Genomic DNA, 16,699 nt, shown 5'->3' with positions numbered 1-16,699 from the left:
CACCCCGCTGAATCCCGCGACGGGGACGCGGTATCTCCGACGTCCGGGCGCGACTCATAGACAGTACTCAGCCAGAGTCCAGCGCATCAAGAGCCTGGTGTGGATGCGGGATTAGGCCTAGGGTCACTTCATCGACGGGGCGCGGCACAGTATCCCAGGCTCGGTGCGCCTCGCAGGACACATCAGAGGAGTGCCATGCGCAATTCCCGATTCCGCCTCACGCGCCCGCTCATCGTGGGTGCGGCAGTGGCGGGTCTGTTGGCCGGCTCGCTCGTCGCATACCCCGCGACGGCGGCGCCCGAGACGCCCGATTTCACCGCGACGCCGCTCGCACCGGACGGACCGGCCGAAGAGGGCGCCAAGTCGCCGTCCGGCCAGCTCGCCCAGAGCGACCCGGGTCTGCTCGCCCGATCGGATGCCGCGGCGGTCCCCGTCCTCGTGAAGGTCGACGTCGACCCCGTTGCCTCGTACGCCGGCGGCGTCGACGGACTCGCGGCCACGAGTCCCGAGGTGACCGGAAAGGCGCTCGCGGACAACCGTGCCGCGGTCGACGCCTACTCGGCCTACGTCGCCCAGCGGATCGCAGAGGCCCAGGCCGAAGCATCGGCGCTCATCCCTTCAGCGAGGATGCTGACGACGTATCCGGTCGTATACGGCGGCTACGCGATGGTCATCCCGGCCAACCGCGCCAAGGACATCGCCCAGCTCGGCTCGGTCGCCGCTGTGCAGTCGAACGAGCTCCGCCAGGCGGCATCCGCCGCGCCGAGGCCGACGCCGAGTCTGACCACGGCCCCGAGCCTCAGCCCCTCGACACCGACGCCCGTCTCGCCCGACAAGAGCAAGCCGAAGAAGAGCCCGAAGCCCTCGGCGTCGCCGAGTGCGAGCGCTTCCCCGTCCCCGTCGCCGTCGCCGTCGGTGTCGCTCCCCGCGACGACGCCCGCTCCCGACACCGACGCGACGACGTTCATCGGTGCGGACAAGGTGTGGCCGAGTCTCGGAGGACGCGACAAGGCCGGTGAGGGTGTCATCGTCGGTGTCATCGACACGGGCATCTGGCCCGAGCATCCGATGCTTCAGGACAACGGCATCGCGACGCCAGCAGGCGGCCCCTGGGCGTGTGAGTTCGGCGACGGGACGCAGGGTGCGTCCTTCGCGTGCAACGACAAGCTGATCGGCGCGTACGCCTTCCTCGACCAGTACGCGGCGCTGTCGGAGTTCCTCCCCGGCGAGTACTGCAGCGTCGAGGTCTGCTCGGCGCGCGACGCCGACGGACACGGCACCCACACCGCCACGACCGCCGCGGGAAGCCAGGTGTCGACGACTCCGATCTTCGGCGTCGACCGCGGTCCCATCAGCGGCGTCGCACCGGGGGCGTCGGTCATCGCGTACCGCGCGCTCGCCGCGGGCGGCGGCTACACGGGCGACCTGCTCGCCGCCATCGGACAGGCGGTGCTCGACGGCGTCGACGTCATCAACTACTCCGTCAGCGGCAGCCAGAACCCGTACGACTCGGTGGAACTCGCGTTCCTCGACGCCGTCGCGGCGGGGATCACGGTCAACGCGTCGGCGGGCAACTCCGGCCCCGGTGCCTCGACGCTCGACCACGCGAGCCCGTGGACGACGACGGTCGCCGCCTCGACGTCGGACCGCGCGTTCACGTCGGCGCTCGTGTTGACGTCGACCGACGGTGCGACCTACGTCAAGCAGGGCACGACGATCACGGACGGCGTCACGAACGCGCCGGTCGTGCGGACCTCGGATGTGGCCGGCTACGCCGGCACGGAGTACTGCGATGAGCCGTTCGCGCCGGGATCCGTCGCGGGCAAGGTCGTGCTCTGCATCCGCGGCGGCGCGAACAGCGGTGGTCGAGTCGAGAAGGGCTACTACGCGAGCCTCGGCGGCGCGGCGGGGATGATCCTCGCGAACCCCGTTCCGCAGGATCTGCAGACCGACAACCACTTCCTGCCGACCATCCAGCTCGAGGGTCCGAACGATGACCTGGCCGCGTTCCTGGCAGCGCACCCCGGTGTCACGGCGACGTGGGCGAGGGGAACGGCGACGGTGTCGCCGGGTGACGTCATGGCGGCGTTCAGTTCGCGCGGCCCTGTCGGCGACTTCCTCAAGCCCGACATCACGGCGCCGGGTGTGCAGGTCATCGCCGGCACGACGCCGACGCCCGTCGAGATCGCGAGCGGTCCTCCGGGAGAGCTGTACATGGCGATCGCGGGAACCTCGATGTCGTCGCCGCACGCGGCGGGAGTGTCGGCGCTCGTGAAGGCTGCGCATCCGTCGTGGACGCCGGGGCAGATCAAGTCCGCGCTCATGACGTCGTCGCTGCAGAGCGTCGTGAACGTCGACGGAGCGACGGCGGGCGTCTTCGACCGGGGCGCGGGATCCATCCGCGCCGACCGCGCTGTCGCACCCGTCCTGACGATCAGCGAGACGGCGGAGGACTTCGCCGCGAGCGCAGCCGACCCGCTGCACCGCATCGACCTCAACATCCCGAGCGTCTACCTCGACCCGCTCCCCGGAGCCGTGTCGACGAAGCGCACGGTGACGAACGTGTCGGGCAAGACGCAGCAGTTCAGCGTCAAGGCGACGAGCGACGCGGGGCTTCGGATCACCGTCGTCCCGTCGACGTTCTCGCTCGCACCGGGCCGATCGCGCGACCTCACGGTCGTCCTCGACGCGTTGAGCGCGGAAGACGGATGGCACGAGGGTCAGATCACGATCACGCCTCGGTCGGGGAACGCCGCGGTGCTTCCCGTCGCGGCGAACGTCGGCGAAGCGGAGGTCACGTTCACGCAGACGTGTGATCCGACGACGATCAAGCGCGGCGCGACGACGACCTGCACGGTCACCGCCGCGAACTACCTGCCGGTGCCGGTGGAGGCGAAGATCGATGTCGCCGCCAACCCGCTCCTTCAGGTGCGCTCGGTGACGGCACCCGCGAAGAAGACGCTCCTCGGGGCGAAGTGGAGCGGCACTCTCGCGCCGGCGGTTCCGCCGACGGTGGAGTCCGTCGTGCTGGCGCCCGGTTCGACGCCGGCGGGCGGGTACCTCCCGCTCTCGGGCTTCGGAGCGACGCCGATCGCGATGGGCGACGAGTCGATCGTGAACTTCACGGTGCCCGCGTTCCTCTACGGCGGTGAGTCGTACACGAGCATCGCGATCGACTCGAACGGCTACATCGTGGTCGGCGGCGGGGGAACGGGAGACAACTCGATCGAGCCGAGCATCCCGAACACGGCGGCGCCGAACAACGTGCTCGCGCCGCTGTGGACCGACCTCGATCCGTCGCAGGCTCCGGCCGGCGGAGGTGTACGGGTCACGACCCTCACCGACGGTGTCACGACCTGGCTCGTCGTCGAGTGGGATCGTGTGCCGCTGTTCGGCACGTCGGCGCTGAACTCGTTCCAGGTCTGGATCGAGACGGGCGGCTCGGAGGACGCGACGTTCGCGTACGGTGCGCTCGACCTCGCGCCGTACCCGGCCGAGTGGATCGGCGTCGGGGCGGAGAACCGCGACGGCACGAGCGGCGCGACCCTCGCGGGTCTTCCCGCCGCGGGCAACGAGGTGCAGGTCACGACGGCACCTCCGACGGCGGGCGGCACCGTGTCGTTCGACTACACGCTGCGGGGTCTCCTGCGGGGCACGTGGTCGACGTTCGCCGCGCTGCAGTCGGACCAGCTCCGCGCGATCCCCGCGGAGCAGACGAAGATCACGGTGCAATAGCCGGGTGAGTCAGGGGGAGGGGGCGTCCGAGAGGGCGCCCCCTTTCTCATGCGTGTCAGGTTTAGAGCGAGACGAGGGCGGCGACGCTCGCGTAGCCGTCGAGGTCGACGTCGGGTGCGGATGCCGGTCCGCCGAAGATCCTCGTCGTGCCGGGGTGCTCGCTCCAGGCGGGCCACCCGGGGTGACCGTCGCGGACGAACTCCGCCGCCGACCCGTGCACCGCGGCGGCGAGCCCACGGGGCGGGTCGTCGCCCGCGATGACGTCGACGCCCTCGGCATCCAGGCAGTCGAACCAGAACGGCACGTCGAGACAGTGCACGGCCCACCGTTTCGTCGGTGACGCCCACGAGAACCGATACGCCCACGTGGGGGCGCCGCCGCGGGCTCGTGCCGTCCGAACGACGGTCGAGCGGAAGACCGCGTCGGTGACGTAGCGACCGAGAAGCGGTCCCGTGCCCAGCCGTCGCCGCGCGGCGTTGGCGGTGAGATACGCGCGCCGGGTTGCGCGGCCGAGGGCGAGGCGCCCGAGTGCGAGGGCGGGTGGCACGACGCGGAGCACGGGGCCCGCGGCATCCGTCAGCATCGTGAATTCGTCGTCGGTCGTCCCGATGACGAGCGGCTTGTCGCTGCCGATGCCGTCCGCGATCGAGTCGAGGGTCGGCCGTGCGAGCAAGTCGCCGTCGAGCACGGGCCCCCAGGGCAGGTCGCCGGCGAGGAGCTCGATCGCCGTGCCGATGCGGTCCGTCGAGTCGGATGCCGCGGCCTTCTCCTCGAGCTCGCGCAGGCGCTCCTCCGGCACGCTCGCGAACCCTGCGCGATCCGGGGTCACGCCTGCGAGGTTCGCGAGACGCGCGGTCGTCGTCCGGGCCCGCTCGGGCGAGACGTCGACGAGCGCCGCAGAGAGGGCCCAGGCCGAGTGGAAGAGGTGCTGCGCGGCGGGCATTCCGAGGAGCGTCAGGACGGCGCCGCCCCCCGCCGACTGGCCCGCGATCGTGACGCGCGCCGGGTCACCGCCGAACGCTGCGATGTTCTCCTGCACCCACTCCAGGGCCGCGAGCCAATCGCGCACGCCGCGGTTGGACGGTGCGCCCGGAATGTGCCCGAAGCCGTCGAAACCGAGACGGTACGAGATGCTCACCGTGACGATTCCGTCGCGCGCGAACGCCCGTCCGTCGTACCAGGCGCTCGCGGGCGATCCCGAGATATAGCCGCCACCGTGGATCCACACGAGCACGGGCAGGCCGTCGGCCCGCGGGTCGGGCGTGAAGACGTTGACGTTGAGTGTCGATTCGCCCGGGATGCTCGGCTCGGGGATGAGCGTGATCCCCGTGTCGCCGCGTTGAGGGGTCGCGCCGAAGGCGGTGGCATCCCGAACGCCCTCCCACGGCTCGTGCGGGACGGGCGCCGCGAACCGCAGCGGACCGACGGGCGCCTCGGCGAACGGGATCCCGAGGAAGGCCGCGGAGGCTCCGGGCGTGCCGCGCCAGACCCCACGCACGTCGCCGGCACTCGTCGTCGCGACGGGGGCGTCGGGGTGCGGCATCCGTCCTCCAGGTCGTCGGGCTTGCCATCCTACGGTTCGCGTCGGTCAGGGTGCCGCACGCGTTCGCGACCCCCGCGCGTTCTCGCCCGAGTGCCCCGCCGGACACGGTGCGTTCACCGATTGTTCGATCTGCATCGGGACTCTCGACTCACACCCGTCTCCCACTGCAAGGTGCATCCTCATGAGTTCTCGCCTGTTCACTCGCGCGGTTCCTGCCGCGCTCGCCGCGCTCGCCGTCGTTGTCGGGCCCGCCCTCGTCGCGACTCCCGCCCTCGCCGCCGAGGCCCCGGCCATCGTCGTCAACGAAGTCGAGACGGCCGCCGACTGGATCGAGCTCACCAACGCCGGTGACGCGCCCGTCGACATCTCCGGCTTCGTCGTCAAGGACAATGACGACACCCACGCGGCCGTCGTCCCCGCCGGCACGGTTCTCGCCGCGGGCGGCTTCTACACGGTCGACACGAACGTCGGCGAGGCCGGCTTCGGACTGGGCCGTGCGGACACCGCGCGCGTCTACGCGGCCGATGGCACGTCGCTCCTCGACACCTACTCCTGGACCGAGCATCCCGCGCCGAGCTACGGACGCTGCCCCGATGGGACCGGCGAGTTCGTCACCACGATCGCCGCGAGCAAGAACGCGCCGAACGTCTGCACGATCGCGGCATCCGATGTCGTACGGATCAATGAGATCGAGTCGAGCAACGGCACGCCCGGAGACTGGGTGGAGCTCGTCAACACGGCGACCGTCCCCGTGGATGCCGCGGGGCTGCGGGTGCTCGACAACGACGACACGCACGTCTTCACCGTCGCATCCGGCACGATGATCGACGCAGGCGGATACCTCGTGATCGACGAGGCGCAGCTCGGGTTCGGGCTCGGCGGCGCCGACTCGGTGCGCCTGACGGATGCCGGTGGAGGGGCCGTCGACGCGTACAGCTGGACCTCCCACGCCGCAACGACCTACGGACGCTGCCCCGACGGAGTCGGCGCGTTCGCCGTCACCGAATCCTCGACGAAGGGTGCGGCGAACGTCTGCTCCCCGCCGGCCGAGGCCGGCTCGATCGTGATCAACGAGGTCGAGAGCAACGGCGATGACACCGACTGGGTCGAGCTCGTCAACATCGGCGCCGAGCCGGTCGATCTGTCCGGCTACCGCTTCCGCGACAATGACGCGACACGCGTCCCCTACGTCCTTCCCGCCGGTTCGGTCGTCGCTCCCGGTGCCTTCTTCGTCATCGACCAGGCCACGGGATCGAACCCGGTCGGGTTCGACTTCGGCCTCGGGAACGCCGATGAGGTGCGCCTCTCACTCCCCGATGGCGTGACGCTCGTCGCGGAGTACGCGTGGACCGTGCACGCCGCCGTGACCTACGGTCGCTGCCCGGACGGCACCGCCGAGTTCGCGACGACGACCGTCTCGACGAAGGGTGCACCCAACAACTGCGGCCTCCCGATCGTGATCAACGAGATCGAGAGCCAGCCGGCCTCCGGCGAGGACTGGGTCGAGCTCGTCAACATCGGATCCACGACGGTCGACCTCGGCGGCCTCGTCGTGCGCGACGACAACGACTCCCGCGGCTACGTGATCCCCGCGGGAACGACGCTCGCGGCGGGGGAGTACCTCCTCATCGACACGCTCGGGTTCGGTCTGGGCGGCGCCGATACGGTGCGTCTGTTCGCCGCCGACGGCGCGACCCTCATCGACGCCTACGCGTGGACCGAGCACGCCACGTACACGTACGGCCGCTGCCCCGACCCGAAGGGCGCCTTCGCCCAGACGCTCGGGGCGACACCGGGCACGCAGAACCTGTGCGAAGGCGTCGTGTTCTCGGAGCCGTGGCCCGGCTCGCCCGACGTCCGCGTGCTCGACGCTGAGGCCACCTTCTCGGGTGACCTCAGCGGCCTCGAGTACGAGCCGTCGGGATCGGCAGCGTTCGGCACGCTGTGGGCTGTGCAGAACGGCGACGGCCTCCTCTACAAGCTCGCCGCTGACGACGATGGTGGCTGGGCGCCCGTCACGAGGGACGGATGGGGCGCCGGCAAGACGCTGCGCTACCCGGACGGCACGGGCATCGTGGATGCCGAAGGCGTCACGGTCGTCGGGGGCGACTCCTCCGGTGGTGTGTACGTCTCGACCGAGCGCAACAACGCGGCCGGCTCGATCAGCCGCCCGTCGGTGCTGCGCTACGACGTGACCGCGGCGGGCGCCGAGATCGCGGCGAGCCACGAGTGGAACCTCGCGGCGGACTTCCCCGGCCTTCCCGCCAACGGAGGTCTCGAGGGCATCACGTGGGTCCCCGACACCTTCCTCGTCGACGGCGGCTTCGTCGACGAGACGACCGGCCTCGCCTACCGGCCCGCCGACTACCCGGGCCACGGAGACGGACTCTTCTTCATCGGAGTGGAGGGCACGGCATCCGTCTACGCCTACGCCCTCATGGAGGACGGCGGCTTCGAGCGGATCGCGACATCGCCGACCACGTTCGCACTCGTCGCTGACGTGACCTTCGATGCCGACCTTGGAGCGCTCTGGGTCGTCTGCGACGAGAGCTGCGACGGCCGCATCGCGCTGTACGAGATCGACGAGTCGGGTGCCTTCAGCGCCTCGCGGGTCTTCGAGCGTCCTGTCGGCATGGCGAACATCGCCAACGAGGGCTTCGCCGTGGCGGATGACGCGGTGTGCGCCGACGGGAGGAAGCCGACCTTCTACGCCGACGACAACGACACCGACGGCTTCTCGCTGCGACAGGGATCGCTGCCGTGCGAGGCGTCGGGTGGTCCCGGCGAGCCGACCCCCACCCCGACCCCGACGCTTCCGTCCACGGGCGGGCCGTCGCCGGTGGCCGAGGAGCTCCTCACCGACGCGAACCGCGGGTCGATTCAGGCGCCCGCGACGGCGAATGCGGGACAGACGATCTCGGTCCTCGTGGGCGAGCAGTACGCGGGAGACACGGTTTACGTGTGGCTGTACTCCACGCCGGTCTCGCTGGGTGCGCACGTCGTCGCGCAGAACGGGTACATCACGGTCACGCTCCCCGCGGGGATCGACCCCGGCGCGCACCGCCTCGTCATCCTCGACGCGCAGGGCAATGTGCTCGGGTGGACGCCGATCCAGATCGCCGGGCGCCTCCCCGCGACGGGCTCTGACGCCACGGCGTCCGTCGCCGGAGTCGTCCTCGCGCTGGGTCTCATCGCCGGGGGTGCGGCGCTCACGGTGTCGCGTCGACGCCGTGCAGGACGGACGCACGCGGCACAGCACTGAGGGTGCGGATGCCGCGGCGCAGCAGTGCGCGCCGCGGCATCCGTCCGATCAGTCCTGGGCGAGGAACTCCAGCAGCGCCTCGTTGACCTCGTCGCCGTGCGTCCACAGGAGGCCGTGCGGCGCTCCCTCGAGCTCGACGTAGGTCGCGTGGGGCACGAGCTTGCGGAACCGGCGGGCCGTCGCGTCGATCGGCAGGATGTTGTCGGCGGTCCCGTGCAGGATGAGGGTCGGCACCGTGATGGACGGGATGTCGTCGCGGAAGTCGGTCGGCCACGTGTGCGGCGCGGCGGCGATCCCCGCGTTCCCGGCCTGGTTGGCGACCTGGATGCTGGCATCCACGGCCTCCTGCGAAATGCGTGAGCCGAGGTTGTCGTCGAGGTTGTAGAAGTCGGCGAAGAAGCCCTTCACGAACGCGTACCGGTCCTTGCGGACGTCGGCGGCGATCCCGTCGAAGAACTCCTGGGGGCCAGCGCCCTCGGGGTTGTCTTCGGTCTTCAGGAGGTAGGGCTCGAGCGAACCGAGGAAGGCGGCTTTCGCGACGCGCGACGCTCCGTAGCGGGAGAGGTACCGGGCGATCTCACCCGTGCCCATCGAGAAGCCCACGAGCGTGACATCCGTCACGTCGAGGTCCTCCAGAAGCGCCTGGAGGTCGGCGGCGAATGTGTCGTAGTCGAAGCCCGACGCGACTTTCGACGACTGCCCGAAGCCGCGTCGGTCGTACGTGATGACGCGGTAGCCGGCGTCGAGCAGCGCCGCCTGCTGCTTGCCCCACGACTCGCCGTTGAGGGGGAAGCCGTGGATGAGGACAACGGGGTCGCCCGTGCCCTGATCCGTATAGAAGAGGTCGATGTCGGCCGAGTTCTCGGTCCCGACGGTGATGTATGCCACGATCGCTCCTTCCGGCCGGGTTGCTCCGGCCCTCGTGTCGACGGTAGTCGCGCCGCCGGACCCCGCGCGAGGGGTTGACGCCTCCGCCCCCGCCCCCCGTGCCGCCCCGTGCCGCCGCCCCCGTCGGCTCCCGCCGTCGCCTCCCGTCGACATACCGCGATCTCGCCGAGCCACCCCGTTAGATGCGCGCAACAACGGGGTTGCTCGGCAAGTAACCGGAGTCTCGACGGGTGGGGGTGGCTGGGGGTGAGGGGAGAAAGGCGGGTCAGGCGTCGCGGGCGGCGCCGGGGGAGGGCGTGACCGTGAAGATCGTGGGCGGAGCGAATCCGGATGCCGCGAACGCCGCCGTCGCGGCATCCGTCACCGCCGGAACCTCCGCGTGCGGGACGAGCGCGATCGCTGCGCCGCCGAACCCGCCGCCCGTCATGCGCGCGCCGATCGCGCCCGCGCCGAGTGCCGCCTCGACGGCCGTGTCGAGCTCGGGAACCGAGATCTCGAAGTCGTCGCGCATCGACGAATGGGATGCCACGAGCAGCTCGCCGATCGCGCGCGGACCCTCCTCGCGGAGCGTTCGGACCGTGTCGAGCACGCGCTGGTTCTCGGTCACGACGTGACGGACGCGCCGGAACGTGACGTCGTCCATGAGCTCCTGCGCGCGAGGGAGGTCGTCGACCGAGAGATCGCGGAGCGCCGGCACCCCCATGATCGCGGCACCGCGTTCGCACGCCGCGCGCCGCTCCCCGTACCCGCCCGTCGAGTGCGCGTGCGTGACGCCCGTGTCGATGACGACGAGATCGAGGCCCGCCGCAGCGAACCCGAGGTCGACCACGTTCGCGTCCAGGCTCCGGCAGTCGAGGAAGATCGCGGCATCCGCTCGGCCGAGCATCGACGCCATCTGGTCCATGATCCCGGTCGGGGCACCGACGGCGTCGTTCTCTGCCCGGCGCCCAGCCTGCGCGAGGTCGACCCGGTCGAGGCCGAGCTGCCACACGTCGTCGAGCGCGACGGCCGTCGCGTTCTCGATCGCGGCCGACGACGACAGGCCCGCGCCCACCGGAACGTCGGAGGAGAACGCGAGGTCGACGCCCTGGCGGCCTGCGCCTCCCAGCGCCCACGCGACGCCGAGGGGGTAGCGCGCCCACTCGGGAATCTCGTCCCGACGTTCGGGGAAGAAGGTGTCGAGCTCGGCGAGGGCGACCTCGACCGGCTCGGTGTCGAACGTCGACACGACGCGGATGCGTCCATCGTCGCGCGTGCCGAGGGCGACACGCGTGCGGTGCTCGATCGCGAACGGCAGGACGAAGCCGTCGTTGTAGTCGGTGTGCTCCCCGATGAGGTTGGCGCGCCCGGGCGCCGACCAGGTGCCGGACGGCTCGGAGCCGAACGTGTCGCGGAAGAGACGGGCGGCGTCGGTCATGACAGCACCTCCGGAACGGATGCGACGGCTTCGCGGAGGCGCGCGGCGGACGCCTCGGGCGGGATGTCGCCGATCCACGCGCCCATCGCCGCTTCGGAGCCGGCGAGGAACTTGAGCTTGTCTGCGGCGCGTCGCGGCGACGTCAGCTGGAGATGCAGGCGCGCCGACTCACGCCCGTGCCGAACAGGGGCCTGGTGCCACGCGGCGATGTACGGCGTCGGCGAGTCGTAGAGCGCATCCACCCCGCGGAGGAGTCGCAGGTAGAGAGGTGCGAGCTCGTCTCTTTCGGCATCCGTCGTCTCTGCGAGATCGGCGACGTGCCGGTGCGGGAGGAGGTGGACCTCGAGGGGCCAACGGGCGGCGAACGGCACGAAGGCAGTCCAGTGCTCGCCTTCGAGGATGACGCGCTCGGAGGCGCGTTCCATCTCGAGGATCCGGTCGAAGAGGTCGGGACCCTCCCGGTCGATCGAGGCGAGGAGGGTCTGCGTCCGCGGCGTGACATACGGGTAGGCGTAGATCTGACCGTGCGGATGGGCGAGCGTGACGCCGATCGCCTCGCCGCGGTTCTCGAACGGGAACACCTGCTCGACGCCGGGGAGGGCGGAGAGCGCCGCGGTGCGGTCCGCCCACGCCTCGATGACGGTGCGGGCGCGTGTCCGCGACTGCGTGCCGAAGGAGCCCTCGTGCTCGGGGCTGAAGCACACGACTTCGCAGCGGCCGACGGAGGTCCGGGTCAGACCGAGGCCGCGGGGAGCGGGGTCCGCGGCCGCGCCGTCGCCGAGCTCGGGGCCGAACGACGGCGACTTGTTCTCGAAGACCGCGACGTCGTAGCGCGAGGGGATCTCGGAGGGATTCGTCGGTGTCTGCGGCGCGAGCGGGTCGAGCTCGGCCGGGGGGAGGAAGGCGCGGTTCTGCCGTGCGGCGGCGACCGAGATCCAGTCGCCCGTCAGCACGTCGCGGCGCATCGTCGCGGTCGCGGGCCGAGGCGTCGCTTCGCGGGCATCGACGCCCCGCTCGGGACCGAGTGTCGTGTCCGGGTCGTCGTAGTAGATGAGTTCGCGGCCGTCGGCAAGCCGCGTGGGCCGCTTGACGACCCCCGCACCGAGGGTTTGCGGGGGTTCGGGGGTTCGGGAATCCGCCATGTTCACGTCAACACGGTAGCTGGTCGGGCGTGGTAACGTCAACATCCACCGGCGGGACGGAATTATGGACGCGTCGGCACGGAGACAGACCCGGGAGGCTCTGTGGACGACGAGATGCAGGCGCTCGAGCGGCTCGAGCGCGAGTACGCGCGGTCGCCCGAGGCGTACCGGTCGGGCCGTGCGGAGCCGCGCGCGCGGGAGCGGCGGCGGAAGGCGCCCCCCGGCGACGGAACGCGCCGCGTGTCGATGGCGGATGTCGCCCTCCGTGCGGGGGTGTCGGGCCAGACCGTCTCGCGCGTCGTGAACGACAGCCCGCGCGTCGATCCCGCGACCCGGGCCCGCGTCGAGTCCGCGATGGCCGAGCTCGGCTACCGACCCCATCGCGCGGCACGTGCGCTCCGCACGGGACGCAGCAGCACGGTCGGCATCGTCGTGTCGACGCTCTCCACGGTCGGGAACTTCCGGATGCTGCAGGCCATCGCCGACGCGGCGGATGCCCGCGGCTATGCGCTCGGCGTCGTGACGGCGACGGGACCGCAATCGCTCTCGGACGCCTTCGCGCGCCTCCAGGAGCAGGGGGTCGACGGGGCGATCGTCCTCAACGAAGCGACCGCGATCGCCCGGGATGTCGGCACGCCGGCGGGGCTGCGGCTCGTCGTCGTCGACTCGCTGCCCGACGAGCGGTTCGGCGTCGTCGCGTCCGACCACGCGGGCGGTGCGCAGGCCGCGACGCGCCACCTCCTCGCCGGGGGGCACGGGACCGTGTGGCATCTGGCGGGACCCGAGGACTCCTTCGCCGCCGCGGAACGCGAGCGCGGATGGCGGCTCGCGCTCGCCGAGCGCGCCGCGCCTCCCGTCGTGCGGGGCGATTGGAGCGCGGCATCCGGATATGCGGCGGGCCGAGAGCTCGCCGCGCGCGACGACGTCACGGCCGTCTTCGCGGCGAACGACCAGATGGCGCTCGGCCTGCTCCGCGCGTTGGCCGACGCCGGGCGGCGGGTTCCCGAGGACGTTGCCGTCGTGGGGTTCGACGACATCGCGGATGCCGCGAACTTCCGTCCCCCGCTCGCGACGGTGCACCAGGACTTCGACGCGCTCGGCGAGCGGGCATTGGCCGCGCTGGTCGCCTTGATCGACGGCGGCTCCCCGACGGCCGAGGTGACTCCGACGCAGCTCATCCCCCGCGACACTGCGCCGGCCCGTGATTCTCCGAACGAAGCCCCTCGCCGCTGATCGAGTGCCCGCGAAGCGGGTGTATCGAGATCGACGCCTGCGTGGGGTCGGTCTCGATACGCGGCCCTTCGGTCCGCTACTCGACCAGCGGGTGGTGGGGCGGTCCTTCGGTCCGCTACTCGACCAGCGGGTGGTGGGGCGGTCCTTCGGTCCGCTACTCGACCAGCGGGTGGTGGGGCGCCCCTCAGCCGACTACCCGGCCAGCGGGCGGGCCGGGGCCACGGCGCGCCAGGGGCCGCGCGAGGTCACCCGCACGCGGTCGAGCGTGAGCAGCGGAGCCGCGCCCGCGCGCTGACGGCGCTCGGCGGCGGGCTCGGGCAGCCACACGGTCGAATCGGCCGCCAGCGGGAGCAGCAGCAGGTCGACCGAGCTCGCGATCCCGAGGTCCTGCACGCTCAGCGACCAACGCGAGCCGTCCCAGCAGCGATCGTCGACGACCCTGCCCTCCATGCGCACCTGGCCGGCATCCCCCGCCCAATCGATCTCGACGACCGCGTCGTGTCGGGGGTCGAGTGCCCACTCCGGCAGGTCGAGGCGGTACACCGCCGCGAGGTCCTCGATCGCATCGCACGTCGGCGCCGAGTGCCGTTCTCCCGCGAAGCCGTAGTCCGACGGGACGTCCGCGGCCTCCGCGACGCACACCGCCAGGACGTCCGCTTCGCGCGCCGGCACTCCGCGCGCCGCGACCTCGCACACTCGCCACGAGCGCGAGGCCGGGTCGTAGACACGCACGACCGCCTCGTCCCGCCGCGAGCGCACCAAGACGCCCGAGTCGTCCCACGCCAGCTCGTCCTCCGACAGGAGCAGCATCCGCTCTCCCCCCGAACCAGACCGCACCCACACGGGAGCCTCTGGTGGCAGCACGAGCAGATCCGCCCCGTCGAGGCGCACGGGATCGAGCGACGGCTCGACCACCCGCACTTGCGCTCCCTCGACCGCGAGCTCGACGGGAACACCCGTGTCGGCGACGAGCACGAGCGTCGGGACGCCCGACGGCGGCGCGGGCAGGAGAGTCAGAGCGGATGCCGTCGCCCACTGCACCCGCGTCTGGCCGATGCGCGTGCCGAGCGGCCAGCGGGCGAGCGTCCCGGCGGGGATGTCGACGGGATGCTCGGGCAGCACGACACCGCCGACGTCGAACTGCGCTCCGACGAAGGTCGCGAGGGGGACGTGCGGCTGGTGCCACGAGACGAAAAGGAATCCCTCGTCGGCGTCGCCGCGAACCGCCCACCGCAGCGTGCGCGTGTCGTCGACGTCCGCGGGAAGGTCGTCGGGCAGCGCCGAGGGGAGGTCGGCCAGGCGCGCGCCGAAGGCGTCGAGGAAGGCGTGCTGGCCCCGCAGCAGCGCGGAGCTCTCCGCGACGTCGCCCGCCTGCCCGATCGGGGCGTGGAAGTCGTAGCTGAGGCGGGTCATGTCGTTGGGGTAGCCCGTCGCGTGCGACTCCTCGAGGTCGAGGCCCGGGTTCGTCCCGCCCGCGTACATGTAGTAGCCCTGCCAGGCCGATCCGTTGCCGATCTTGGTGTGCGCGACGGCGGCGACATCTCTGCCCGACGGCCACGGGCGGCGGTGGTAGGCCGTCGCCATCCCGCCCGCCAGCTCGCACGTCGCGGGCGGGAACGGCGACGCGACGGCGCTCGTGGCGGATGCCGCGGCGAACCCCTGCGCTGCGCGGACGTCGGCGCCGACGCCGGGGTCGTCCCACACGTGCGAGAAGAAGTAGTGCGAACGGAAGGTCGGGTCCCACGGCGCGTCGGGCTCGGTCCAGAACCCGTCCCCGTAGCCCCCGTAGAGCGGGAACACCTCGCCGGCGGGAAGCTCGGCGCCGCCCCACGCCGTCGCGGTCCACAGGGGAGCCGCCATCCCGGCTTCGCGGGCGAGGCGCTTGAGGGTCACGAGGTGCTCCGGCCGGTCGTACAGCTCGTTCTCGAGCTGGATCGCCACGACGGGACCGCCCGGTTGCGCGCGGCCCCCGAGGGCGGCGGCGAGCTGACCGAACCACTCGCTGACGAGGTCCAGGTAGGCGGGGTCGTCGCTCCGGTGGTCGACGGGAGCATCCCGCACCCAGTCGGGAAAGCCGCCGTTGCGCGCCTCCCCGTGCGCCCAGGGGCCGATCCGCAGTGCGACGTCGAGACCGGCATCCGCGCATTCGTCGATGAACGCGCCCACGTCGAGGCCGCCGTCGAAGCGCGGCGCGCCACGCTCGGGCACGTGGTGGAGCCAGAAGACGTAGGTCGAGGCGATCGTGATGCCGCCTGCCCGCAGCTGTCGCGCGCGCTCGCGCCAGCGGTCGCGGGGCACGCGGCTGTAGTGGATCTCACCCGAGACGGGGATCCACGGGATGCCGCGACGCCGCAGCGCCCGATCGGTCACCTCGATTCCGCGGGCTGCCTCATGCGGAGCGGGCATCGGCGCACGAGCGGCGGGTGCGGGCCACGCGGCGGGGGTGAGTGAGAGGGGCATGGGCTCCGAGGGGTCGGGCGGGCGGGGTCGGTTCGGCGCGCCGTGTCAGAGGGAGCCGATGACGGCGTTGTCGAGCGCGTCGGTGTCGAGGGCGGGAAGAGCGGCATTCGTGAGCAGGACGTAGGCGACACCGGCCGACGGATGCACCATGAACTCCGCGCCCGACCACCCGCCGTGTCCGTACGCGTCGCGGTCGATGAGGCCCGGCGCGCGCGTGGGGAGGTTCCACGTGAAGCCCCAGTCCTGGCCGCGCTCGGCGGGGTACGGGTCGAGGCGCGGGATGTCGCCCGTCAGGGGGCGGCGCATCATCGCGAGGGTGGCGGGCCGGAGGATGCGCCCGCCCTCCCGCAGCAGCTCGGTCGCGATCGCGAGCAGATCCCCCGCGCGCCCCATGAGACCGGCACCCGGATGCCGCAGGGCGGCGAACCGGTCGATGTCGAGGCCCTCCTCGGCGGCTCCGACGACCTCGTGCGGGTCGGACGACTCGTCGAGCGTGAGGCCGTCGGCTCCGACCTCCGTGGCCCAGGCGCCCACGTCGTCCGCCCAGTGCTGCCCGGTCGCATGCTCGAGCAGCGCCGCGATGCCCTCGAAAGCGAGCGTCGAGTAGCGCGACATCGTCCCCGCGCGGAAGTCGCGGCCCCGCGTCAGCAGCTCATGCCGGAGGGGCTTCGCGGTGTCGAGATCGGGTTCCGAGATGCCCGAGGTGTGGCTCGCGAGGTGACGCAGGCGCACGACGTCGTCGCGCTTCGCGCCGAACGCGGGCAGGGCATCGGTGAGGGGGGTCTCGGGGGTCAGCTGGCCCCGCTCGATGGCGCGGGCCGCCGTGATGCCGACGAGGGGCTTCGTGACCGAGAACAGACGGTAGTGGTCGTCGGTGCGGGCCTTTCGCGCACCCGTCGCGCCGAAGGCGTCGAGGGCAGCGACCCCGTCGGAGGTCGCGACACCCAGCACCGCCGTGGGGAGTCTCCCCTCCGTCACCTGGCGGCGAGTCCAGTCGAACGCGTTCGAGAACGTCATCG

The 16,699-nt window shown here is 71.8% G+C and carries 9 protein-coding genes; 3 read left to right on the top strand and 6 right to left on the bottom strand.

The annotated features are described in order from the left end of the window. Positions 1–195 precede the first annotated feature (195 nt). The gene (locus tag FBY39_RS02635) at positions 196–3,735 is read left to right on the top strand and encodes a S8 family serine peptidase (RefSeq protein WP_141930111.1); all 3,540 of its coding nucleotides are present in this window, start codon (positions 196–198) and stop codon (positions 3,733–3,735) included. A gap of 61 nt (positions 3,736–3,796) precedes the next feature. Here FBY39_RS02635 and FBY39_RS02630 read toward each other — a convergent pair whose 3' ends face one another. Further along, positions 3,797–5,278 (bottom strand): carboxylesterase/lipase family protein, encoded by a 1,482-nt coding sequence (locus FBY39_RS02630; protein ID WP_141930110.1) that lies wholly within the window; start codon positions 5,276–5,278, stop codon positions 3,797–3,799. A 181-nt stretch (positions 5,279–5,459) separates the two neighbouring features. Between FBY39_RS02630 and FBY39_RS02625 the strand changes: the two genes are divergently transcribed. After that, a complete protein-coding gene (locus tag FBY39_RS02625) occupies positions 5,460–8,540 on the top strand; it encodes a lamin tail domain-containing protein (RefSeq protein WP_141930109.1) in 3,081 nt (1,026 codons plus the stop codon). A gap of 48 nt (positions 8,541–8,588) precedes the next feature. Here the strand turns inward: FBY39_RS02625 and FBY39_RS02620 are convergent, their stop codons facing one another. From FBY39_RS02620 to galT, 3 genes are all read right to left on the bottom strand, one after another. Then, positions 8,589–9,428, bottom strand: a complete 840-nt coding sequence (locus tag FBY39_RS02620) for an alpha/beta fold hydrolase (RefSeq protein ID WP_141930108.1) — start codon at positions 9,426–9,428, stop codon at positions 8,589–8,591. A 265-nt stretch (positions 9,429–9,693) separates the two neighbouring features. Continuing rightward, positions 9,694–10,845 carry a galactokinase gene (gene galK, locus FBY39_RS02615; protein WP_141930107.1) on the bottom strand — a complete coding sequence of 384 codons (1,152 nt, stop codon included), beginning with the start codon at positions 10,843–10,845 and terminating at the stop codon, positions 9,694–9,696. Further along, positions 10,842–11,987 carry a galactose-1-phosphate uridylyltransferase gene (gene galT, locus FBY39_RS02610; protein ID WP_141933833.1) on the bottom strand — a complete coding sequence of 382 codons (1,146 nt, stop codon included), beginning with the start codon at positions 11,985–11,987 and terminating at the stop codon, positions 10,842–10,844. Before galT ends, galK begins: the two co-directional genes overlap by 4 nt. A 246-nt stretch (positions 11,988–12,233) precedes the next feature. On the opposite strand from galT, the gene FBY39_RS02605 reads away from it, so the two are divergent. Further along, a complete protein-coding gene (locus FBY39_RS02605; RefSeq protein WP_141933830.1) occupies positions 12,234–13,220 on the top strand; it encodes a LacI family DNA-binding transcriptional regulator in 987 nt (328 codons plus the stop codon). A 192-nt stretch (positions 13,221–13,412) separates the two neighbouring features. Here FBY39_RS02605 and FBY39_RS02600 read toward each other — a convergent pair whose 3' ends face one another. Both FBY39_RS02600 and FBY39_RS02595 read right to left on the bottom strand, forming a co-directional pair. Beyond that, a complete protein-coding gene (locus FBY39_RS02600; RefSeq protein WP_222115652.1) occupies positions 13,413–15,680 on the bottom strand; it encodes a beta-galactosidase in 2,268 nt (755 codons plus the stop codon). 45 nt (positions 15,681–15,725) lie between these two features. Further along, positions 15,726–16,697, bottom strand: a complete 972-nt coding sequence (locus tag FBY39_RS02595; protein WP_141930106.1) for a serine hydrolase — start codon at positions 16,695–16,697, stop codon at positions 15,726–15,728. Positions 16,698–16,699: the final 2 nt, after the last annotated feature.

The organism is Microbacterium sp. SLBN-146 (genome assembly GCF_006715145.1).
GTDB lineage: Bacteria > Actinomycetota > Actinomycetes > Actinomycetales > Microbacteriaceae > Microbacterium.
The sequence above is the reverse complement of the archived record's forward strand: the minus strand, read 5'-3'. Positions and strand labels throughout refer to the sequence as shown.